The sequence below is a fragment of the Mesorhizobium sp. WSM4837 genome (genome assembly GCF_055811435.1).
Genome location: NZ_JBVVQE010000075.1, coordinates 11,192 through 33,956, shown reverse-complemented (window position 1 = coordinate 33,956; position 22,765 = coordinate 11,192). Strand labels below are relative to the sequence as shown.

General features: G+C 59.1%; 14 protein-coding genes. 7 read left to right on the top strand and 7 right to left on the bottom strand.

The features are described 5' to 3' along the window. Nucleotides 1-194: hypothetical protein (locus tag AC0L3D_RS30380; RefSeq protein WP_473646800.1), on the top strand; the 194-nt coding region annotated here is incomplete at its 5' end. 368 nt (nt 195-562) lie between these two features. On the opposite strand, the gene AC0L3D_RS30375 is transcribed toward AC0L3D_RS30380, so the two are convergent. From AC0L3D_RS30375 to AC0L3D_RS30365, 3 genes are read right to left on the bottom strand one after another with little or no spacing between them, the layout of a single operon-like run. Further along, nucleotides 563-1,627 carry a TniQ family protein gene (locus AC0L3D_RS30375; protein WP_292675306.1) on the bottom strand — a complete coding sequence of 355 codons (1,065 nt, stop codon included), beginning with the start codon at nt 1,625-1,627 and terminating at the stop codon, nt 563-565. Further along, entirely contained in the window at nt 1,624-2,502 is an 879-nt protein-coding gene (locus AC0L3D_RS30370; RefSeq protein ID WP_127420259.1) for a TniB family NTP-binding protein, read from the bottom strand. Before AC0L3D_RS30370 ends, AC0L3D_RS30375 begins: the two co-directional genes overlap by 4 nt. A 1-nt stretch (nt 2,503) precedes the next feature. After that, on the bottom strand, nt 2,504-4,117 hold the full coding sequence (locus tag AC0L3D_RS30365; RefSeq protein ID WP_473646798.1) for a transposase: 1,614 nt from the start codon (nt 4,115-4,117) through the stop codon (nt 2,504-2,506). Between the two features lie 157 nt (nt 4,118-4,274). Between AC0L3D_RS30365 and AC0L3D_RS30360 the strand changes: the two genes are divergently transcribed. The 6 genes from AC0L3D_RS30360 (at nt 4,275) to AC0L3D_RS30335 (ending at nt 16,492) form a co-directional block, all read left to right on the top strand. Continuing rightward, nucleotides 4,275-5,324 (top strand): RHE_PE00001 family protein, encoded by a 1,050-nt coding sequence (locus AC0L3D_RS30360; protein WP_473646796.1) that lies wholly within the window; start codon nt 4,275-4,277, stop codon nt 5,322-5,324. Between the two features lie 262 nt (nt 5,325-5,586). Next, entirely contained in the window at nt 5,587-7,356 is a 1,770-nt protein-coding gene (locus AC0L3D_RS30355) for a hypothetical protein (RefSeq protein WP_473646794.1), read from the top strand. Nucleotides 7,357-7,358: 2 nt separating this feature from the next. Next, complete coding sequence (locus AC0L3D_RS30350) at nt 7,359-8,900, top strand: methylation-associated defense system protein MAD7 family protein (protein ID WP_473646792.1); 1,542 nt, start codon at nt 7,359-7,361, stop codon at nt 8,898-8,900. Continuing rightward, nucleotides 8,897-14,359: an FtsK/SpoIIIE domain-containing protein gene (locus AC0L3D_RS30345; protein WP_473646790.1), complete on the top strand. Its 5,463-nt coding sequence runs from the start codon at nt 8,897-8,899 to the stop codon at nt 14,357-14,359. The genes AC0L3D_RS30350 and AC0L3D_RS30345 overlap by 4 nt, the downstream gene beginning before the upstream one ends. A 12-nt stretch (nt 14,360-14,371) precedes the next feature. Further along, entirely contained in the window at nt 14,372-15,619 is a 1,248-nt protein-coding gene (locus AC0L3D_RS30340) for a DUF262 domain-containing protein (protein WP_473646788.1), read from the top strand. Continuing rightward, nucleotides 15,620-16,492: a protein kinase domain-containing protein gene (locus AC0L3D_RS30335; protein ID WP_473646786.1), complete on the top strand. Its 873-nt coding sequence runs from the start codon at nt 15,620-15,622 to the stop codon at nt 16,490-16,492. It begins immediately after the preceding gene. A 13-nt stretch (nt 16,493-16,505) separates the two neighbouring features. Here the strand turns inward: AC0L3D_RS30335 and AC0L3D_RS30330 are convergent, their stop codons facing one another. Genes AC0L3D_RS30330 through AC0L3D_RS30315 form a run of 4 tightly spaced genes read right to left on the bottom strand, consistent with a single transcriptional unit; the run spans nt 16,506 to nt 22,750 of the window. Then, nucleotides 16,506-17,345, bottom strand: coding sequence for a phosphoadenosine phosphosulfate reductase family protein (locus AC0L3D_RS30330; RefSeq protein ID WP_473646784.1), 840 nt, complete (start codon nt 17,343-17,345; stop codon nt 16,506-16,508). Then, on the bottom strand, nt 17,342-20,650 hold the full coding sequence (locus AC0L3D_RS30325; RefSeq protein ID WP_473646782.1) for a hypothetical protein: 3,309 nt from the start codon (nt 20,648-20,650) through the stop codon (nt 17,342-17,344). The genes AC0L3D_RS30330 and AC0L3D_RS30325 overlap by 4 nt, the downstream gene beginning before the upstream one ends. Beyond that, nucleotides 20,647-21,627: a DUF4007 family protein gene (locus AC0L3D_RS30320; RefSeq protein ID WP_473646781.1), complete on the bottom strand. Its 981-nt coding sequence runs from the start codon at nt 21,625-21,627 to the stop codon at nt 20,647-20,649. The genes AC0L3D_RS30325 and AC0L3D_RS30320 overlap by 4 nt, the downstream gene beginning before the upstream one ends. Beyond that, nucleotides 21,581-22,750, bottom strand: coding sequence for a cysteine desulfurase family protein (locus AC0L3D_RS30315; RefSeq protein WP_473646779.1), 1,170 nt, complete (start codon nt 22,748-22,750; stop codon nt 21,581-21,583). The genes AC0L3D_RS30320 and AC0L3D_RS30315 overlap by 47 nt, the downstream gene beginning before the upstream one ends. Nucleotides 22,751-22,765 lie beyond the last annotated feature (15 nt).

Below are 22,765 nucleotides of genomic sequence, written 5' to 3'. Positions count from 1 at the left end.
CCAAGGCTGGGAAGGCTGCCAAGACCACCAAGAAGGCGAGAAAGGCGGCCACGGCCGAAGGGAAGCTGCTTAAGACTCGGTCCAAAAAACACGAGACCACCATCCCCACACCTTCAGGCGACAGTAAGCCGGGCGCGCCTGCCAAGCCGGACAAGAAGGGCGGGCAAAACGAAAAGAAGAGGAGGCGCGCCTAGACGGCCGCTATTGGAGTTTCGGCGCGAGCGTTAAACGACCTTGATGGGGGCGCAAAGCTGCCGCCGCTGGTGTCGGCGGCAAAGTCCGCTTCTTGGCGAAGGCAAAGTTTGCCTGAATGGCCGAAATGGGGGCGCAAAGCAGTCATTCACGGCTCGACGTGCGGAGGTGGCTTTCGGGTCATGGCCGTGAATTGACCCGGAGCGAGCGAGCTTCCGCTTAGGGTCGATTCCTGAAACAGCTCCCTCGGAGAAATCATCCGACTTAGCTGCTGATCTGAGCAAATCACTCCGGTTTTCTCCGCGCGCTCCAGCTCTCTCCTGCACTCGTAGCGCCCGCAAATTGTGCGATTGGTGGACAATCACTCCGGTTATCTTCTGAACTTCACAATTCTATCCGCTCGGGGTCGCAAGAACACGGGGACGCTTCGCTCTGATCCACCGTCAGTGGCGCGCGAATAGGCCTCGAGCAGGGCCGCAAGGTCAGCGCCGGTCGAGGGTGACCGCACAGACCTCGGCGATGCTTGATGCTTGTCCATGAAATCCGCAAAGTGCGCGATCAACCGGTCATGGCCGCCTGCAGCCAGGACGAGCCGACGTCGCCGGGCAACGGCATCGTCCTCGTCTTCCGTCAACCAGCTGACATGCTTGTCGGCGAGCCATTCGAAGCAGCGGATACGCGATGACGTGGACAGGTTCGTGAGCGTCTTCCCCAATGAGACGCCTGCAATGATAGGCGCGCGCAGCAGGCGCGACGTCAGATCGCCGATCGTCGTCGATCCCTTGGCCATCTCCACCCTGCAAATATCGTCGATCGACCGTTCCAGCCGTCGTGCCGGCGCTTTGACGAAGACCTTCGATGCCCTGCGCAGATCGAAGCCGCATCGGGCGCAAAAATGCTGTGGGACAAGTTCGCCCTGGTCGAAGGCGGCGACCCCGCTTCGGCAGGCGGGACATCGATCCCGAAGACCGCGACCATGCACGAAGCACGAGATTCGCGTCGCCAGCCGCCAGCAACTGCGAAAATAGGGCACCTCATCGTCGGCGAAGCACCGAGGGCAGTACTGCATCCAGGTCGAACGGTTCCGGTCAGCCTTCTCGCGCAGCGGCAGTAGGAGCGGCGTCAAAGCGCAGCCAGTCATCGCCAACGCAGAGATCGCTTCATGCGGAACGCCCGTCTGCTCGCTGAGCTGAGCGGCGACGTGAGGCAGAAGCCGAAGGTCGAGGCGGGGCGACCACATCCCGTCGCCACGCCCAAGGACGCCGGCGAACGAGCGCGGCGCGAGACCGTTCGCGATCGCGAGGCGGTGGAGCCAGCTCGACAGCAGCTCATCCGGCTTCGGATCAATGGATACAGGCCACCGATCCCGAAAGACATCTTGATACCGCTCGCGGATCTCGATGGCATACCCTGCGTCGGTTGCCTCGCCGCTCACAGTAGGCCGTCACGCACTGGCGCCCGGCGGCGCTTCGAGACTGGGATGTAGTTCAGCGCCTTGAGACCCGATTTCGTGATCCGCTCCGCACCAGACCTCACGGCGGCCGCGGCGGCCGCAGAAACGATCGCCACGATCTCGCCGATCAATCCCTCTGAGAGCTGGAAGATCGTTCGCGCCAACGGTTCATCCGAAAGATCGGAAGCACGGGCGAGCGGCAATGCTCCCTCGAGGCTATCCAGGAGCGTCAGGAATTCCTCGCCGTATTGCCACCGCGGCACAGCGTGCAGGTCGAACCGGCTCGCCATCTCGGTGGTCTCGTTGATGAAGTCGTAGACGGCGACCTCGCCGATCAGAACCGGAGAGATGTCGAACTGGCGGCCAATCCGCCTCAGGAACGCGAGAACCGCCTCGACGTCTCGCGAGCGGCCGCGAATCGCATTGTGGAATTCGTCGAAGATCAGGATCCTGGGTTTCAGTCTGTCGAGCAGATGATCGATCTGTTCGGCCTTACGGCCAACATCTCGACCATTGCCGACCGGGGCGCGGAACGCCTGCAGGATGCTTCCATAGAAATGTGCAAGGCCGGCACCCTCGCGCGTCTGGACCACCCACACTCTTTGCCGCTCGGACGTTTTCATGTGCTCTACCGCAAACCGTTCCGCGATCATCGTTTTGCCGTTGGCGTAGGGCCCGACCAGCATCAGGCCTCTGGTCCGCAACGCCGCCGGTCGCGACAGCAGTTCGGAAAGGCGCTCGTGTGCCTGTACTGCGACGTGATGTGCGATCCATCGCGGCGCCCGGATGTAGGCGATCCGGTCTTCCGCGCAGCGATCGAGGTACGGGCGAACATGGTCGAGCAGATGGTCCGCCATGTCACCAATCCTCGACCGGCAGACGGCGTTTCTGACGTACGGGATGCTCAACAGGCGCCGGCGTCGGAGGACGCATTGCATCATAGGGTTTGGCGGCCTCCACCGCGTGGGTTCGGCGCACGGCGTTGCGGAGGTCTGCTTTCGAAGGCTTTTGCTTGCCGGCGATCTCCGCAATCCGTCGGCGGAGCACTACCTTCTCGACATCCGATCGCGCGTTCGTGGCACGTCGGTGCATGCGATCGGCTTCATGTTCCCACAAGGTGATCGGCGCGAGGGATTCGTCTCGCCTCTCGACGGGCCGAAACTCCCTTGACTCCGGATCGCGGATATAGATGTGACTGATATCGCGAGGGTCGTAGCGTACTTCGATCTTGCCCAGCCGATCTCGCTGCGGGACCAGGCCGCCCAGCCAGGACGAGTAGTATTCGAGCTCCAACATGCTAACACCCTGCGGTGAAAGGCGCCTCTCCGCGCCAGGAAGGAATGCCAGCAGAACCCGCATCGGATCATCGTCGCAGCGGGGGAGGTCGTGCGTCTGCCTCTCCCACTCTTTGGCCGGCACCTTCAACGTCCTTGCGTTTTCCTGAAGGTTGTGGTCGATCACCGCGAGCGCGACGCATCGCTCGAGATCGACGAAGCTGAGGCGAGCTCGCCGTTGCGCGGGGTATTCGTCGCGATCCGCCACGGATCGGCCCGTCGAGCCGGGCTGTGTCGCAAGAACGGAGTTGAGCTTCCCGAGCAGCCTTTCGACCACGCCACCATGATGGACGCGACCACGGTCCCGGTAGCGGATACGAATACCGTAGTCCTCGCACCCACGCTGGAAAGCATGCCCTTTGAACTCCTTGGCCGAGTCGGTCACAAGCGACCGCGGTCGACCGAACATCGGCCACCCATGCTCGATGTCCCGCGCGGTGAGCCAGACATCCTTCGGGCTCATTGCCTGCGCCAGGCATAGCGCGACCGACAGCGCCGACGGCTTCTCAAGCGTAAGGCAGAAGCCGAGAATACAGCGCGTCGCCACGTCGGTGACGATCGTAAGATATGCCCGGCCGACGAAGGTTCCTCCGCCCTCGATCACCTCCACGAAATTGATGTCGGTGGGCGTATGATCGATCTGACACACATCGAGCGGTCGTGCCGCGTAGATGTATCCCGGTCGTGGTTTGAGCCGATGGAGATGCTTCGGGTTCGCCGACCGCTTCCCGGCGATCTCCTCAGGCGTGAATAGCAGGGGTATCCGTCGGGCGACGGTGAGATAGGACGGAGCGGTCTGCCCGGCCTCCTCGCAGCGGGCGCGGATTTCCGCGACGACAGGCGCGAGCGGAGGAGCTTCAAGCACCAGCCACTGCTCTCGCAGCGTCGAGGCGATGATCTCCTCGATGCCCTGGTTAAGGCGCTTCTTACGAACGCCATCCAGCGGGGGCAGTAGCGACGTCACGGTGCGATCGATGCGGTAGCGCGCCAGCAGATTATAGACTTGGCGGGTCGAGAGCCGCAGCTCGGCTGCGGCCCGATTGATTGCCGCCTGTCGTGGACCCGAACCGTCGAGAATCCTGTCAAGCTCGCGGGCGACACGGCGTGCAGCCAGCCACACTTCATCGGAATGCGACAAAGCAGGTGCTGCTTTTCGGTTGTGCAATGGCTTCGGCAAATCGAGCAGTCAGTGAAATCGTTAGCGAAAATCACGCCCTTCGTAGCGCGGAAACCTAACCGGCATATGACGTTCGGGGGTTTGAAATCGGGAAGTAAAAGCGACAGCGACCGAAGCCTTGGCGCGACTCGACGAGCGGCTGGCTCGTTCCCCCGTCCGCGACGGTTTTGTCGAGCGCCAAAACTTCGCCGACGCGGCCGCCGCACTCTGGCTCGAGGGCGAGCTCGTCCACCTCGAAGACCTCGTCCTGCACGACGCCCACATGGACATTCGCGCCCCAACCCACGAGCTCACCCGGGCCCACGCGGTTCTGCGAACCCGCCGCCGAATTCTGTCGCAGCAGCCGGACTGGGCCCTCAGCCGCGACGGTTTTTTGGCCCTGACCGGCCGGGGCGGCGCGATGCCGGCGGCGGGACAAAAAGGCCCGGAAGGGGAGGGGGCTGGAGCCAGCCCCGTTGAAGCCGACGGTCGGGATGATGGTGAGGACGATCTTCTGGCTGAAGAATTTGCCGAGATCGATGCTGTCCTGGCACGCTCATCGAAGATTCTTGGCGGCACCGTCGTGCCGGCGAGGACGCCGCGCCCGGACGACAGGCCGGACCTGATCTACGACCTCGACTGGGACGAGGATGCACGGCTGGCCGAATGGCAAGATGTGATCGCCAGGACGCGCGATCTGCCGGTCGTTCTGCGCGCAGCGTTGCTGCTCGAGGCCTGGTCCGACATCGAGGTGCTGCAGCGTGGCGCCTGGGTCGGACCGCTGCTCATTTCCGCTCTGCTGCGGCAAGAAGGACTTGCCGCTCATCATCTCGCCAGCCTGCATCTCGGCGCCAAAAACATCCCGCGGGAGCGGCGGCGGGCGCGCAATCGCTCCGATCGGCTGCTGGCCTTCCTCGATGCCATTCACGAGGCGGCGCTGGCGGGGTTGAAGGAGCACGACCGGCTGACGATGGCGAAAACCCAGATGGAACGACGGCTCAAGCAACGCCGCACCAGCTCGAAACTGGCCGACCTGGTCGAATTGGTGCTGTCGCGGCCGATCGTCTCGACCGGCATGATCCAAGAGGTGCTAAAAGTCTCGAAACAGGGCGCGCTCAATCTTATCGGTGAGCTTGGCCTTCGCGAGATGACGGGGAGGGGAAGGTTTCGCGCCTGGGGCGTCGTATGATCACGCTTCACGGCCCGCGTTAGTCGTCTAGGAAGAGTTGTGTCGTATTTGGCTTTCGAACACGTCGGGGATGGGGACAAGTTGGAAATAAGGCAAGATGCGTGGATGGCCGGCAGCGACTGCTGCTAAATTAGGCCACCGAATCATTACGTCGTTTACAACTTTGCCGAAACTTGGGGGGCGGCGCGTGTCAGAAACGCCATCTATACATGCGTGGATCAGGTTTCTCAGAAACTACGGGCCGATCCCCACCAACGATAATATGTATGACGAGACGATTCAGCGTGCGCTGCGTCGTCACAAAATTCGGCCGATTACACTGCCCGCGCCACTTCGCGACGAGCTCGTTGAAAATTTTCGCGGGGCCTCCCCAGGTTCATACATCATCACCGGCACAGCAGGGGATGGAAAAACATATCATTGCCGAGAGGTCTGGATCGAACTCGGCGGCGACGCGAACCTCTGGAACCTGGGCGTCAAGGTTCAGCGTCTGGACCTCGGCGATAGTCGCTCTCTTGTCGTCGTCAAAGATTTGAGCGAACTCCGCGATGACGAAAGTGCATCGCTTATCGCTGAATTCTCGGCCGATATCGCGAATCCGACCGCAGCAACCTTCTATCTCCTTGCCGCCAATCACGGGCAGCTCCTCGAGAAATTCAAATCTGCGCCGAAGACGCCTGAGATCGAACGGGCGAGCCAAGTTGTCGAAGACCTCTTGGTTACGGGCGTGACGAACGACGCGGGAATTCGTCTCGAACTGAGAGACCTCAGTCGATCTCCGGCGGCTCAGACGGTAACTGCGATCATCAAGGCGATAACAGAGCATGAAGGTTGGCAGGGCTGCGACGGCTGCTCCGCGCGCAGCGACGGCGCAATCTGTCCCATATTCGAAAATCGCCGACGGCTCATAGGCGTCGGTGAAGAGGATCCATTCAAAAGGCGGCTTGCGGCGGTCATTGAACTTAGCGAGCGCAACGGGAGCCATTTTCCGGTGCGTCAACTCCTGGCGTTGATTGCCAACAGTCTCCTCGGTCATCCCGACGCCCGGGACGGATTGATGACATGCGCCGACGTGCCTGCGCTGCAGGACGCCGGACACCTCGATTTAGCGAGCATCTACCGCAACATTTTTGGTGAGAATCTGAAACCGAGCAGGGCTGAGAAGACGGAACTCTTTCGGAAGCTCAACGCGTTTGGGATCGGTGCGGAAACGAGCAACCGGGTTGACAATCTGCTCGTCTATGGCGCTGACGATCCGGCCTATAAGGCCGACTACGATGAACTTGTCGTCTCGGATCCCGTGTACGGGGCGACCGCCGCCTTTACCGCTGCTCAACGCACTTACCTTGAGGGAGCCGACGCCAACGGTCGCACCGTGTTTCTCGGAGCGCTTCGCGCACAACGGCAGCGCCTGTTCTTTACGATGCCAGAGTCCAAGATCGACGAGTACGATCTGTGGGACCTCAGTGTGTTTCGTTACGCCGGCCTGTATCTCGAAACGGCACAAAGAATCTCAGCCGGACAAGCCGCGCCCCGGCAGGCGGTCAGTATGGTCGTCCGCGGGCTGAATCGTATCTTCACGGGGATGCTGGTTCAGAACCAGGATGAGCTTGTGCTTGCGACGTCTGGCAGCTTTTCGCAGTCGAAGCGCAGTCCTCTGCTCGATGAAATTATCTCGGTACCTCGTGCGAGCGGTGAAGAGGTCAGCATCGTCCCAGACAAAGCTGGCCGACACTTCGGAGTATCGGTCAAGCTGGTGCGAGGCGGCGAAATTCCTCCCGTGTTCCTGGCACTTTCGCCGACGAGGTTCGAGTTCCTCGGGCGCGTCGCGGAGGGCGCACTGCCGAGCAGTTTCTCGCTTGAGTGTCACGAAGATCTACTCGCTTTCAAAGCGCGTCTGCTGCGGGAGACTGAAAACCGCCGCAAGCTCGATGGCGACGACGTCACGGCAGACGGAGAACTCGTTCTGCGGTTTATCGATATCAATTCCGATGGCCGCGCTCAGCCGCGACGCGTGATCGTGCGAGTATGACAATGGAATTTCTTGATCGCCCCACCCAGTTCGAAGAACGCACCGGTCCCGCCTATTGGATCGACGAAGCGATTTGGGGACATCGCCTGCATGACGAGCAGTCGCCGTGGCTGACGTTCCTCGAGTTTCTGACGGTGCTTCTGTCGGAACACCGTGAAGGGCGGGCCCTGAGCGAGGAAACCTACAACAGTCTCTCGTATAAGCCCCAGCTTCAGCTACGCCTGCGCAACCTGGTGTTCAACAATCCCCATGTCATGACCGTTCGCGCCGAAACAGGGTCAGACGACGCGGCTTGGTCACTTTGGCTCAATAAGATGGCCGAAACGGCAGGCGGCATCGACAAGCCTGATTTCAGGTATCTACGCGATCGCTTCGAAACTTTCGACGATTTCGCGGCCGTCTTGAACTTCCTCCAAGGCTCGGCGATTGAAGGGTCGAGCAACAAGCGGTGGAGCTCTAAGTTCGTCTTCCCGTTTGGGGCTCATTCTCTGTTCGAAGACGTCAACGTCAAGCCGAACGGCAGCGTCTCGAACGATCGTCGGTTTTTCGCCCGCACCGGCGAGATCCTCTACCTCATGTTGAGCAGGAGCAAGCACGCTGACGAGCTTCGCGTATTGCTGACGTCTCGTTTTCTGGATCAACCGGCCCCCTATGATGCGATGGCGCGCGCGCTCCAGGGAGATATCCAGCTCGCCAAGGCAGAGCGTGGGGGTGCCTATCTGCCGTGTTCTAAGCATCCAGTTTTCGATCGCATGGCGGAAGATTGGCTTTCAATCCTGAAGTTGCCCATTCCCGGCCATGACGCAGTTCCGCACCTTGTGACCACTGCTGGTCTCAATCTGCTTCTCTATCAACTCGATCGGGCAAGAGAGCTGCTTGATCGTTCTCCTGTCGAACTGGTTTGCGAAATCGTCTCGCCAAAAAAGTCCGTTGTGCGGGATCTGTCGGCCGACTCCTATCAACACAACAACATGCTGCCGCAACTGGCGATCGAGCGTTTTATCCTGCGCATTGCCGAGACGCAGGCCTGGACTGCGGCCGTTGCATCTGACGAACCCGTCTTGAGGGCCAGTGACCTCATGCAGCGCGAGTTCGGATGGCCAGACGGGGACGAAGACGAGACTGTCGGCGATCCGAAGCAACTGCTTGACGAGCTGCTCAGGAAGGCCACCACGCGTCACAAACAGCACGTGGGTAAAATTCATGCGACATGGTCGCGCGCAATCGGATTGTCGTCGCGTCGATCGAGCCGTCGCGTGCGCTATGCACCAACCGATCGGCTGCTGAAGACCCTCGTCGTGGCGTGCGTGGACAACAGACTTGAATTTAAAGACTTCCTGGTGCGCTTACATCAGCGCTACGGGATCGTCATCGGGGATGCGCAGGCACGATCGTTTGTCGATGCCGGGACCGCGGATCAGGAAGACTTTTCGGACAATGCGCATCGCCTTGAAGAGCGATTGGCAAGCCTCGGTCTTCTCAGACGCCTATCCGACAGTTGCGCCTACGTCGAAAACCCATTCCAGAGAGCGAGAGCCGAGTGAACCCCTCTGATCTCATTGGCGCCGCCGGCGCGACATCGATCCGTTTGCGTCTTGACGCGCTCTCGCCGGAAGATGGCATGGCGCGCTACCTTCTCGATCGTCTGACCGGCGAGCAGGTCGCTGCGATCACTCAGGCGTTACTCACCGATGCGAAAGCCACCGAGCTTTTGAAAATCGCGCTGCCGCGCAGCCTGGTTTCACCCTTCGGACTTCCGGAAAGCGTAATGACGGACGAGCGGATGGTGGCGATCCGGCACGCCGACTGCGACCGTCCGGCACTTCTTTTTGCCAACACGGATGAAGACCAAGGTGCCTCCCTCGGGGATGTGACCCTGATCGGGGCGAAACAGCTGACGGAAGAGTCAGGGCCTTGGGTCGAGGCGGCCACCGTGGGCCTGGGTCTGAGCGAGAGCCAGATCGCGACCTGGAGGGCTGCGTTGAAGGGACTGACCGCGGCCCATGACTGGACGCTCCACCAGATTGCAACCTACGTCGCCATGACCCGAACCCGTATCGAAACCGATGCGGTGCCGGTCACGGATGCACTGGGATGGGCCTTGCCCGCATTGCGCCTACCACGCGACAGCGGCTACTTCCTAGGGCTTGGTGAACGCGATCGCGAAGTCCCGCGTCGGTGGAAGAAGCTGTTTGAAAAGCTCGTCGCCGATCGCAAACCCTTGATGGTCAAGCAGCGCCCCAATCGCCAGCTCGTCGAAAATGAAGAGTTGAGAGAGCAGTTCGCGGAGGTGCGGGACGATATCCCGGCGGAGGTCCATCCTGCCATCGAGGCCTTCATTGAGGCCGCGCCAGGCTGGGGCCTAGAAGCAGAGGCGCTCAGCCTGTTCGAATGGGAGGCTGAGAGCGTTCTTCAGCTGTTTTCCGGGATCAAGCTGAAGAAAACGTCGCTCGCCCAAGAGACAATCAATTTCTTCGAGTTCACGTTTCCCGACCGACTGAGTCCAGCCGACAACGAGTACCTCCGCGTTCTCAAGGGACGATCGCTGAAGGAGACGCGTGAGGACGATCGCGAATTTTTCGAGGCGCACAGGGATGATCTGGGGCAAGACAAAGCTCTACGGGTCAAGTGGGAGCGCTTCGTCTTCGGTCGCCCGATCGAATGCACCGATTTCCTTGAAGGCCTGCTGCGAGTCATTGAACGTCTCTTTGGCCAGGTGAACCTCGGAGGTGGGTCCCGTAAATTGAGCATTAAGTCGGCCCGGCGATCGCGTAACCAGTGGCTCGACCTCAATGCTGACGTTGGCCTGTATTTCGGCCTGCGCTACAGAGGGTTGCCCGCGCTTCTCGGCGCAGCCGTCGAATGGGACGTGCCCCATCTCTTTAGCTACGAAGAACTGCTCGATCGCGCGAAAGCGCGTCAAAAAAAGTACCGGCGAAACGAGTCGACGGCGCGAAGTGCCTTGCAGATCAAATTCGATGTGGCGCTAACAGCCGGACGGGAGCGGGCAACCGTTCAGCTCGTGTGGACCGGGCAACCACCCGCCATCGGTCTGGAACTGCCGAAGGACCTCGGCCGCCTCATCAAGCGACCGCTTGGGCGCAGCAGCGTCGCGCGCCTCTCGGTCAGCCGAAAGGGCGCACTCCAGTCGGTATCTCTCACTGATACGGGAACGCTGCAACCAGCCTTCGGGCAGGATGCCGGAACGCTTATCCCACGAACGAACACCGGTATCGACCTTGCGAAGCTCCTCCCAAAACTCTTGAAGGAAGCAAAAGACGCCGGCCGGATCACACAGGCCGGTGCTGACGACATTGCTGCGGCGTGGAAGCAATTCGCCGCCTTGTATACCGACGCACTTACATCACTGCAGTCGTCCGGGTACGCGTCTGCCACCCTTGTCGCGCAGGCTGACGCCTACGGCGCCCTGCTGAACAGTCTGACCAAGAATGCCATAGGTGATCTTAACCGCCGCGATATCTGCGAGCCGGTGCTGCGGATCGGGACGATCGAAGTGCTTGGAAGCGCTCCGTCAGCCATTGTCGCACCTTGGCATCCCCTGCGCCTGGCTGGTGTCGCGGCCAAAATGCGTTCAGTCGCTGGCTTAGCCGACTATCTCTTGTCGGATGTCGATTTGAACTTCGGCGACTCGCGTCTGTTTTTCAGCGATCTCCGCGACGAACTCAGCCATCCGCTCTATCCTGAAGTGGCCGTCGGCTATGACGGCAGCGAACCCGTCCTGCTCACGGAAACAAGTACGGTCAACGACTACAGTCTGGTCGAGCGGCCGGTCCGCGATCCATCCGAGGCGACCACAGATGTCGATCCGTCAGAGGCCGCAAGACAGATTCGCGCGCTGCTTGAACGCTATCTCGACCTGCAGCCGCATGAGCGATCGAATCTGAGCATCATGCTCTACAATTGCGATGCGGCGGGTCTGCCGCTCGCAACCGTGAGCGCGCTAAGTTCCGTGCAGGACCAGGAAGAAGTTCATTGCAATGTGCTGGTCCGCCATCGCGATCGGGCCCGCTTGTCCGGAGTCTACACCGAGCTGCTTGAACGATCGGAAAACGATCCCGATGCGGTGGTGGTCAGCGAGACATCGCGGAACTTCATGTCGAAGCTGCGCATCGGCGTCATGCTCGACGTCGCGGGCGGATCAAAGTCGGGCGGAGCACGCGAGATAGATGTGGCCTTCCTGCACGACGTTGTCTCCCGTCAAGCGCGTGAACAGTGGTTCCCGGTTCCGGCTTTGCCGGATAATCCTTCCTTACTGCAACACGTGCCGGCCCGCTGGTCGTACCGGCGGGTCACCGCCGAAGACGAACTGAAGGCGACGAGTTACCTGACGTGCCCGCGTCAGCCAGATGCTGGCTGGGCCTATATCGACGCCGTCGCGAACGTTGTTCGGCGCCAGTCGCACGGTCCAGACGAACATTATCTGCCGGCCCGCCAGATCTCGTTCCAGGATGGTGGCCTGAAGGGGATGTTCGACGAGGTGCACAAATTGGCGGAGTGGGTTGCCACTTACGACGATCTTCTCGACAAGCGGCAGCTTGCCGCCCAAGGCATCAACGTGATCCGGTATCGTCGCCAACGCACGCACGGCCGCAACATGGTCGTGTCGTCGACATCGGAGCTGCGAATACTTCACGTGCTCGTCAAACGGCGGCTTGCGGAACTCTCCTTGGGTCTTGACGACGATCGCCTTGCAGGTCTGGCGCGGCGAATGATCGAAGACGCCAATGCCATATCGGGCGATATCGTTTTGCGTGCAGCCAAACGGGGCGTCTCGGCCGGCGAGCTGATCGGTTTGGTGCTGAGCCGGGCGCTTGTCGAAGAGGAGCTTGGTGAGCGAGCAGCCGTTGCGTGGTTCCTCCTCGATGACTACGCGGAGTGGCTTGGGCAAAAGGAAGAGGGGATCGCCGACATCCTTGGCATCAGCGTCTCGACAGGAGAGGATGGTCTTCCGAAGCTCAGGGCAATCGTGACCGAAGCGAAATACGTCGACCAATCCGGCTTGGCGGAGGCGAGCCGCAAGTCACGCAGCCAGCTGCGACAGACTGTTGCCCGTATCGATGACGCTTTGTTTGGCGATCCCGGGCGCCTCGATCGCGACCTCTGGCTTTCCCGCATCTCCGATTTGTTGCTGGACGGTACGGCGGCTCTGGGCCAGGCAAACATTCTTGAACGGGTTCGCGACGGCATTCGCCGCGGTGCCGTTCCGATCGATTTGCGCGGTTACTCGCACATTTTCGTTTCCGGCCCGGCGACTGACGGCAGTTCGCCAGGAGAGCAGGATGAGTTGCCGGAAATCCAGATGGGGCTCCAGGAAACATTCACGCGCGAGGGGCTTCGCAAACTGATCAAGGCTTACGACGCGAAACAGGGTCTAACCGAACTTCGGGCCCGGCTTGGCGAAAAGCACACGTGGAACTCGGTGAGTTATCGTCATCCGGCGCCGCGGGTCGATTGGACCAAGGCCATCAAAGAAGAGCATTTGATTGCTGGAAGCGAAAAGCCCATTAGCCACGACTATGATCAGGATGACGATGAGGGCGATCCCGAAGGCGGAATCGTTATTGAGGCCGTAGAACCGCGGACAAATGATAATGGTTCGGTCGCCGTGAGCGGCGATGGCGGCGGTCTGTCCAGCGGGGAAATCACCCCCGCCCTAGTCTCGAGCCAAATTAACGACGAAGATCAGGCGACCATCTCAGCGCCGTCACTGGCAATCCCGCAACTCCATGCTCCAGCCTTGCCAAGCGGCGACACGACTGCTCCGACGCCCGACAAATTTTCTCGCGCCGGCGGCGAGGTCGGCATCGCCGCTCTCATCGAAGCTCGCGCTCAGAAAGCTCGCGAAAACTCGGCGGACGAACGTGAATGGTTGGCCAGCACCGCACAAAAGCTGCGCTCCGCACTGCTCGGCTACAATCTTCAGGCCAAGCTCGTCGGCACGCGCCTGACTCCAAACGCCGCGCTGATCCGTTTCATGGGGTCGGATCGTCTGCGCGTCGAAGACATCGAAGCGAAACAATCATCTCTTCTGACGACGCATGGGCTCAGGCTGATCTCGATTTCCCCACTGCCGGGCGAGATCGTCGTGGGCGTAGCGCGGCCGCAGCGACAGGTCGTTTCACTTTGGGATGTTTGGGGCCGACGGGAAATCAATCGCAATGCCGCGGGAGTGAACACGTCCTTCGTGCTGGGCCTGAAGGAGCTTGATGGCGATATTCTCTATCTAAATCTCGGCGGCCCATTCGCCGGCGGGCAACAGCATGAGCCCCACACGCTCGTTGCCGGCGCAACCGGGTCGGGGAAATCCGTGCTGATCCAAGCCCTCCTCCTCGACATCGCTGCGACGAACTCTAGTGATCTGGCACACATCCACCTGATCGACCCGAAAATGGGTGTCGATTACGCGGCAATCGAGAGGCTCCCGCATCTGCAGGGCGGGGTGATTGTCGACCAATCGAGGGCGGTTGAGGTTATGGAGGGTCTCGTCACGGAGATGGAGCGCCGCTATGAGCTGTTCCGGTCCAAGGGGGCTCGAGACATTCGTGCATTCAATTCCAAGGTCGAGGCTGCCGAACGGCTGCCATACGTCTTCCTGGTCCATGACGAGTTTGCGGAATGGATGCTGACGGAAAATTACAAATTTGCGGTGACATCCAACGTATCGCGCTTGGGCGTGAAGGCACGCGCCGCCGGGATGCATCTAATCTTTGCAGCGCAGCGGCCTGATGCGAACGTCATGCCAATGCAGCTGCGTGACAACCTTGGTAACAGATTGATTTTGAAGGTTGCGAGCATCGGAACATCCGAAATCACGCTTGGCGTGAAGGGTGCGGAACAACTTTTGGGTCTTGGTCACCTTGCTGCGAAGCTGAGCGGCGAGCCAACTATAATCTATGCGCAGGCTGCGTTTCTTGCAGATGAAGATATCGACGCCGCGGTCGTTGCAATATCAAAATCAAATAGTGCGACGAGTCGCGATTGAAGGAGACACAGGGTGGGAACATGGAATTCAAGCCCGCATCCAATCTCGGACCTAAGGGATTGGAACTCACTTGGGCGCCTTGAATTGCGGCCTTCCTTTCAGCGGAAGGAAGTTTGGAATCCTGCGGCGCGCATTATGCTTATCGACACCATTCTGAGGCAGGTTCCAATGCCGAAGATGTTTCTTTGGAACGAAGTCCGCAATGAGCACACCCACAGACAAGTGATTGACGGCCAGCAACGGATCTCAGCGATATTAGCTTTTTTAAGAGACGAATTCGCATTAGATGACCCATACTCGGGCGAATTCCACGGTAAAAAATTCAGTGAACTGCCGAAAGAAGTTAAAGATAGCATACTTCTATATAAGATTGACTACAATGAGGCCACTGGGTTTACAGAAGAAGAGGTAAGAGAGGTATACTCTCGTGTAAATAAGTATTCTATGCCGCTGAATAGGCAGGAATTACGCAGAGCTGACTTTCCGGGGAGGTTTCTTGAGCTATCTACGGATCTCTCCCTAAATGAGTTTCTTGATGCCTCGAGGGTGTTCACCGTCGGCCAGCGAAGGCGAATGGGCGACGTAGAATTCGTGTCTGAGATACTCGCTGGCATGCTTGAGGGGCCGCAAGATAAGAAGGGGGACCTTGATTACTTCTATTCCAGATATGCGGAGTGGAGGCCTGCGGAAGAAGCCAAAGTCAAAGAAGATTTCTTAGCTGTCATATATGACCTGGAAAGCATTTTCGCTCCTGAAAAGTTGTCGTTAGCCAAGACCCGATTTCGGCAGAAATCGGATTTTTACTCGCTCTTTCTGACGATATACGAATTTCGAACCGCCGGAGATTGCTTGGCAGGCAAGGATCTCGAACCACTAAGGGGCGATCTACGGATACTTGACACGAATATAGCGCCAGAGTCCGAAATCGATGTCTTGAGCGAGTATGCGATAAAGTGTGTGTCGCAGGCCAATAGCGTGTCGAGCCGGTCTTGGCGGAAGAACTTTCTCATGGATGTCTTACAAGGAACTTATCGCGGGAGAAAACCAGACGGCACTGTCCGATCAAAGTTCGAGTCCATCGCCGTGCAGCTGGAAAGAGGTGGTGCCCAAGGCAAGCTTTTTGAAAAGTGTATTGGATGCGGCGAGCCACTTCACAACCATACCGCCGACGGGCGGGAATTAGACTGGCCAGTGGACACTCAAGTCTTCCAAATCTCAAACGCTAGTTGGCGCATGCACGGATGCAGGGCGGGGGCCTGAATGGCTTTACTGTTCTTTGGCCGCAGCGAAAATTCAGCAAAAGAAGCGATTATTATTCCGGATGAGCTGCGAACGCCGTTCGGAAAGACATATGAGGTTGGCGAGAGAATCGCTGCTGGGGGAAATGGGGTTGTACATCGGTGTACTGACCTTGGGGATGGTACCGAGTATGCCGTCAAGTTTCTCCTCGACCTACGAGCGCATCGGCGAAAACGTTTTGATCGAGAAAAAACGCTCCTTCAGGGGATCCGGCATGACCATCTAATCGCATATCAAGATGCAGGAAACATAGATGGTGAGCAGCGAAGGGCGCGTTTATCGCAGCTGATAAAAGATATTCCATTTATCGTCATGATGCTGGCCAATGAACCACTGTCATCACTGGTAAAGCGAGCTCCTGTTCCGAATGAGATTTTCCTGGCTCAGTTCCGCGGACTTGCACACGGTCTCGGCGAGCTTCATAGAAGGGCTGTCCATCGTGATATTAAGCCCGACAACATCCTGGTTATGGGCGACCGCTGGGTTCTCAGCGATTACGGCCTATGTGACATGTTCGATCTGCCGGTTGAAGAAAGAATGACCCCTGACTGGGAAATCGTCGGTCCACGATTTTGGATGTCTCCAGAAGCAAATAACCGTAGCATTGGTCGAGATGACCAGATCAATGCCGCATCCGATGTATTTCAGCTGGCGTCGGTATTCTGGTTTGTAGTCAACCGCAGTCACCCCACAGGGGTTCTTTCCAAAGCTGACTGGAAGGGTCCAGAAACACTGTTCGATCCAATATTCAAAGCGCTTCATCACAGCGCTTCCATACGACCGGCTAATGGCGAGGCTTTCGCGGTACAGATTGACGAAGCAATTCTAGGGTAATCGCCCCCGATGGTCATTTGTGGCAAACAACGCAGCTGCCGGCCCCTTCGTCAAGGCCGTACACGTCGTCGATTGTCTCTGCGGTCTTTCCCGATAACGGATTGACCCTCCGGCCGCGCCGTAGCCGTTCCCGGCGTTTTTCGTAATCCGACTTGATCTGTTCGACTCGTTCGGGCGAGATCAACTCCGTAAGACTCTCACCTTGGCTCCATGTGAACGGCGAGCCGTCTCGCAAGGCGGTCTTTTCGTAATCGACGGCCTCGGCAAAGCGATCCGGATGATGTTCTGCGAGCCGAACCCATTCGATCTTCTGCTGGTAGAAGCAGAATGTGCAGCCGGACCGGGAACGCCATTGATAGTAGGCCGGCTCACCGACGTCGGACTGCTCGAGTATTTCGATGACGCCGGTGCGATCGACTCCAGCTTCACGAAGCGGAAGATGAACCCGCATGTTTGGGTGTGTGGCCTGGTAGCCTTCGCGACTTGGCTCATCGGCGCGGATGGCGACGTAGGAGTGGACGATCGTCCCGCTTTCGAGATCCTTTTGCAGCCAATGCTCCAGCGGCCGGAGTTTCAGCTGTCGCGTGCACCAGCGGGTACGGGGCGACGGGAGAAAATTGCCGTATTCGTCCAACCAGAAATCAAAGTCGCGATCGGGATTAAGCCGCTGGATCGGCCGACCTAAGAAGCCTTCGAGCTTATCAAGGAAGCCATAGACCTCAGGCAGTTCCTTACCGGTGTCTGTGAAGAAATATTCTATGGGCAGCTCTGGATGATGCTGTCGCATGTAAACGGCGAGCGCCGCGCTGTCGCGCCCGCCCGAGAGACCGAGGATATGACGTTCCCCACTCATTGCCTGCCAACCTCATCTTCGCCATCGGCTGCCGTCATGGCGACTGCACGCGCCAGGGCAGCAAGCTGCAATCGTCCGCTCTCATTTTCTGATCTGAGCGAAGCTACCAGACGATCAGCCATTCCTGCGGCGGCTAGCTTTTCGCTTTCGCTCAGTTCGAAGCTCCGCATCAACGGCGGCATTTTTGGGTCGAGGCCGACGACAAGTGCCAAGGCTTCGGTCTGGGAGCGTCGATCTCGCACGATTGCCAAAGCCTCGAGCTCCCGGAAACGGCGCCCGTATCGCGCAATTTCCGTCAACGCTTCTTGCCGGTCTCTGTCCGACCAATTCCGGGCGGGGCGGTGCAACAGAACACTGACAGTACTCTCGATCTCGCCTTTTCCAAGCTCCATCGCCGCGACGCGATCTGCAAACGCATCGAAATTGTAATCGTTCGTCAGGCCTTTGAGCAGCGATGCGCGTTCCGCAATTCCTGCGAAACTCACGGCATCGATTCCGAGCGCCTTTGCAAGTGCCAGACGCAACTCCTCGAGAAGCGCGGGATAGCTCGCTTCGGCCGCTTGAAGGGCACGATAGACGGTCTCTGGGGCGAGCTCTTCACCGAGAGCAGCCGGAAGATCGTCAAACAGAAGTCGCTCGGGATCGTCTGCCTTCGTCACGATCCCGCGGATTTTCACCGCTAAAGGATCGAGATTGGTGGTGCGTTTTGCGAATTGTGAGAGCTCTTCAAAACGCTGAAAAAGAGCTGCGGCGACGGGCAATGACCCTCCGTGATGGTCAACCCTGAGCAGCTGCGCGAGCCCACTGAGAAACGCTGTTTCGCGCACGGACCGATCGATCCGCCTCAAACGGAAGAGACCAGGCTTCTGCAAAAGCTTGTCGACGACGACATCATCGATTGCTGTTTGATAGACCCCGTCAATATAGACGGCAACGCTCTCCCGCTTGGCGAGCATGTAGGCGAGTGCCAATACGGGCATTACACCGGCTTTGATGCCATAGGGTGGTCGAGCCCACTCTGCATAGACAGCATCGAGGGGCTTTTCGCCTGCGAGGTCGATTACGTCCCACGCTGGGCGGAGCGATGCCCCCTCTCGGCTCTCGTCCGGATCCGAAAAACCGAAGACGCCAGCCTTGACTTCTTTGTGCAGCCCGAACGGTCGAAGCAAGGTAAGGTAGAGGCCGAGCTCTGCAGGATACTGGGTCATTCCTAGCTGCTCATGCGGATGTGAGTTGACCATCGCATGAGCGAGCTCGCGCAAAGCAGCCATGGAATTCGATGATGGTTTGTCGCGCTGGAGCAATTCGCTTTTGATGATCGGCGCCTTCGAGAAACTTGCGTCGGCGAGCGCGCTTGCAACGACCGTTAACTGTGCGCGGACGGCTTGGCTCGGCTGAGGCGCCAGGTACCAGCTTGCATTCTCGAAAGCCGTTTCAAGCGCCCGATAAAGCTGATCGATGCAGTTGGATTGTCTCGCGGCAATCTCCCGCCTCGCTATCCGGTCGCCCTCCAGCTGCGGGTGCTCACGGAAAACGCGTTCAACCGCTAACAACTCTGCAGCCGTTGACCGCAGCGTAAAGCTGTCATTTGCCCCGCCCACGGCAATCACACGCTTCTCAGTCGCAAGCGCTTTGGCCGCCTTCTGGGCCAGTTGATTGACGGATTTCGTCGTCAAAGAACCGTCGCCGAGAAGCAATAGCAAAAGGCCGCTGCCATGAAGCGGGCGGGCTAGAATGCCGCTCGTCAAAGACTCGATCGTGTCGTTCCGGCTGACGACCTGCAGCGCTATTTCAAAAGTCCTCAGCGCGCCTTTCTGGAAGTAATGCCGTTTGGCCGTGGCAAAGCCCAAACCGACGCGGCGCGGAATGTCCGCGAGCTCAAGTGAATCCGCCGGCTGGATAGCCCGGCCAATGGCTTCCTCAAGATCGAAGTCGCTGCCGGCAAACAGTGCATATCCGCCGAGGCGGGGCTGCCGGATCAGGATAGCCCAATCGACGAGATCATTGATCGCTCCGCTGATCGCTTTCATTCCGAAGCCGGGTACCGACGCGCTCAAAAAGTCGTCTGCGAGCACAACGCCAGAACCGTTGCGGAAAAACTCGATGATCGCGGCCGCTTTCGTCAAGGCAACATGCAAACCGGTTCCTTTGACGCCGGCCCGCTCGATCGCTTCGAATGCGAGGCTGAAGCGGTTGCCGTCCACACCCGCCGTAAGGGCCATTCCGAAGTTGGCAGCAAGATAGTCCCAGAGCATCGCGGGGTCATAAGTCCCGCCGTTAAGATCGGTCGTCTCCAGAAACTCCTTGAAGCCGGAGGGCTCGGCGGAACTCAAAAAACCGAACACGCTCCGCTCATTCTGGGCAAACCGCGCTCTCGAGATCGGTCCGAGCAGAAGCGCGCTCACCGGGTTAAGAGGCCATGTCTGCTCAAGCGCTTCCGCGAGCACATCAACGTCCGTCGGGCGGCGTTTGGCGACCGCTTCAGCAACAACGCGGGCGCCCGATGCATCACCACTCGGGCGCTCAGCGGCTATGGCTCGGCCAAGCAGCGCAACTGTTTCATCCGCACCCGAAAGAAATGCGATATCCTGGTAGCGGCCTTGAACCTTACGCCATTCCTGCCGCGCGTTGCGCGCAGCACGCGCGGTGTACTGCTCAAACGACTGGTGGAGAATGCCAATGACGACCAAGCGGCCGCTGCTGCGCGACGCATGCTCGGCGAGATCCTGAAGCAGATGGACGTCGCCGCCTTCGAGTGCTTCGTGCTCAAGAAGCTTGCCGAGTTCGTCGAGGATGAGGAGGGTTCCGCTCGATGCGCCTTCGCCGCCCGCTATCAAAGCCTTGATAAGCCGATCATCGCTTGCTGCGAACTGTGATGCGGCGTCAGGCGACCAATCGAGCGCATTACGGGCGGATTCGACGATTGCGTCGCGGAGCCGTGTCCGGCTTCCGGTGACGGCGACGACTTTCCACGCGCCGCTGGTTTCCGGGAACGCCTGATTGAACAGGGTCGAAAGGGGCTGCCCCGCAATATCTTGAGCAATTTTCCGGTTCTTCTTCGTGCCGGCCACGAGGTTTGCAAGCAGCAGGGCGGCACTCGACTTGCCGCCACCATAAGGACCGGTCCAAGTGTAAGCGCTTTGATGGTGGTCCCGCTGGCTCTCACCAAGAGTGCGCAGAGCTTTTGCGACGCTTGCCTGCAGAACGTATCCGACCAATGGCGGCGTGCCGTTCAGATCCGCATCGAGCCGGGCCGATCGCGCGAAACGGCGATCAATGGAAACTATACTGGAAAGCTTGCTCATGCTGCGATCTGACGGTCGGGCTTGCGTGGGTAGGCGAGAGAAAGAACCGTCGTCGGATCGAACTCGGAAGTGCGCTGGATCTGGCGAAGACCGGCCGTGTCGACCCATTGCCAAGCACCTGTGGTCAGATCGTCAAGCCGCATCAGCCGGGAAACCACGCCGTCTTCGTCGAGTTTGAAAACGCGTCCTGGCGAGCCTGCTCCATAACAGATCTGTTCAGCCGTCAATGTGTTCGCGCCGCCGGATCGTTCCCAGAACTGACCAAGCGCGTAAGCGAAAACGGCGTCATGGAGGCCCGGCTTCGGACCGCGAACAAACTCGTACCAGCCGCCAAGCCGAGCTTCCCGGATCAATGCAAGCTCGGCCAGCAGAGGCTCCGCGGCGTCTTCACTGAGAGTATCCGCCCGCCGCACATAACTGCGCAAGAAAACCTCGATATCGCGCTTAAGTGTTCCGCGCGTTGCCCGCCATCCGTTGCTCTCTACCAAGGTCATGAGCTGGTCGAGCAACATGGCCGGATCAAACTCGATCGCGTTGAGCAAATTGAACGCGTAGTACGCAGTTGTTGTCATCGCAGGCGTGCTGGCGATATGCCAATGAGCGAGCCAAATCGTCGATGATTGCTCGAGGTAAGGATCGAGACCATCGTCGGAGAGAATGGCGCGACCAAGCCCGGTTGGTGCAATCATCCGATCAACTTCGGCGAAGAAGCCCGACGCGAGCGCCCAATAGCGCATCGACACGGCCATATTGCGCCCGACGCCGAAACGGGCTATTGCACCTTGTTCCTGAAATGTTCTCGAATCGGCTCCGCCGCCGATTGCATCAAAGGCTTTCTTCAACCATAGCAGTCGGAGCGGGAACGTCTCGTGTCCCGCAAACTGCCCTCTCGAATCGAACTCTATCGCAGCGCGTCCCATGAAAGAGACCTTACTGGTGAAGCTCTCCAGTTTCAAGGCGAGATAGCGCGGCAGCATCAACAATGTGGTTGGCTGCGCTCAGTATCTCTTCGGAATTCTGATAGCGATTACAGAAAATCCGAATAACGCTACGAGCCTCTATTGGGGAAAGGCCAATGGATTCAAGCACATGCGAAGTCTTGATTTGCCCTGAGGTGCATGCCGATCCTGTTGAAAGCGATACGCGGCGCGCAACGCGGGCGCAGAGCTCGTCCGCATCGACGTTGAAGAACTGGATGGACGCTGTGCCCGGGACCGTGGGCGCATCGCCGCTGACCCGACGAAAGCGAAGCTGCCGTTCTTCGAGCGTCTCAAGCAAGCGTTCAATCAACGCGGAGCAATGCTCCTTATCGGACTCAAGTCGATCTCTCGCGACCCGAGCAGCCGCACCGAAGCCAGCCACGAGCGCGACCGGCTCAGTTCCGGGCCTCAGACCGCTTTGCTGGCCACCACCCAAAGTCAGTGGAAGCGGCTTCGGCGCCGATGCTGCAAGATACAAGGCCCCTATACCCATCGGACCATAACACTTGTGGGCCGAAAGGGTGAGGTAGTCGACATCAAGCTCGATGACGTCAACGTCGATCTTGCCGGCGGCCTGCGCCGCATCGCTATGGAAGAGCGCGCCACTCGCATGCGCCAAGGCAGCAGCTTCCTTGACGGGCTGAATGACGCCGGTCTCGTTGTTGACCATCATCACTGATGCAAGGAGAAGATCCCGGTCGACGAGGCGCGCAAATTCGGCAAGATCAAGCCGACCTTGACGATCGACGGGGGCAATGCTGATTTCGAATCCTTGGGACTGCAAGGCGTGTGCAGGCTCCAACACAGCCTTGTGTTCGACTGCCGAAACGACGATGCGTTTCCGGTTCGGTTGCGATCTGCGAGCGGAGCGTGCCACGCCCAAAATCGCAAGATTGTTGGCTTCAGTCGCACCCGACGTGAACGTGATCTCGCTTGCCGCGGCGCCGATTAAATCGGCTACCAATTCGCGGCCGTCGGCAATCGTGCGCGCGGCAATCTCGCCTGAAACGTTGGGCGAACCGGCATTGCCCGGTTGCGCCCAAACAGCAAGGATCGCCTCGCGAGCTTCAGGCGCAAGGGGTAGAGTGGCAAAACCATCGAGATAGATTGGATGCTCCATTTCAAAATCTTCCCG

Excerpts from the sequence above, each read along its gene's own strand:
- AC0L3D_RS30370 (WP_127420259.1), bottom strand. The coding sequence starts at position 2,502 with ATGGCGGACCATCTGCTCGACCATGTTCGCCCGTACCTCGATCGCTGC.
- AC0L3D_RS30355 (WP_473646794.1), top strand. The coding sequence starts at position 5,587 with ATGTATGACGAGACGATTCAGCGTGCGCTGCGTCGTCACAAAATTCGG.
- AC0L3D_RS30350 (WP_473646792.1), top strand. The coding sequence starts at position 7,359 with ATGGAATTTCTTGATCGCCCCACCCAGTTCGAAGAACGCACCGGTCCC.
- AC0L3D_RS30335 (WP_473646786.1), top strand. The coding sequence starts at position 15,620 with ATGGCTTTACTGTTCTTTGGCCGCAGCGAAAATTCAGCAAAAGAAGCG.
- AC0L3D_RS30330 (WP_473646784.1), bottom strand. The coding sequence starts at position 17,345 with ATGAGTGGGGAACGTCATATCCTCGGTCTCTCGGGCGGGCGCGACAGC.
- AC0L3D_RS30325 (WP_473646782.1), bottom strand. The coding sequence starts at position 20,650 with ATGAGCAAGCTTTCCAGTATAGTTTCCATTGATCGCCGTTTCGCGCGA.
- AC0L3D_RS30320 (WP_473646781.1), bottom strand. The coding sequence starts at position 21,627 with ATGCTGCCGCGCTATCTCGCCTTGAAACTGGAGAGCTTCACCAGTAAG.
- AC0L3D_RS30315 (WP_473646779.1), bottom strand. The coding sequence starts at position 22,750 with ATGGAGCATCCAATCTATCTCGATGGTTTTGCCACTCTACCCCTTGCG.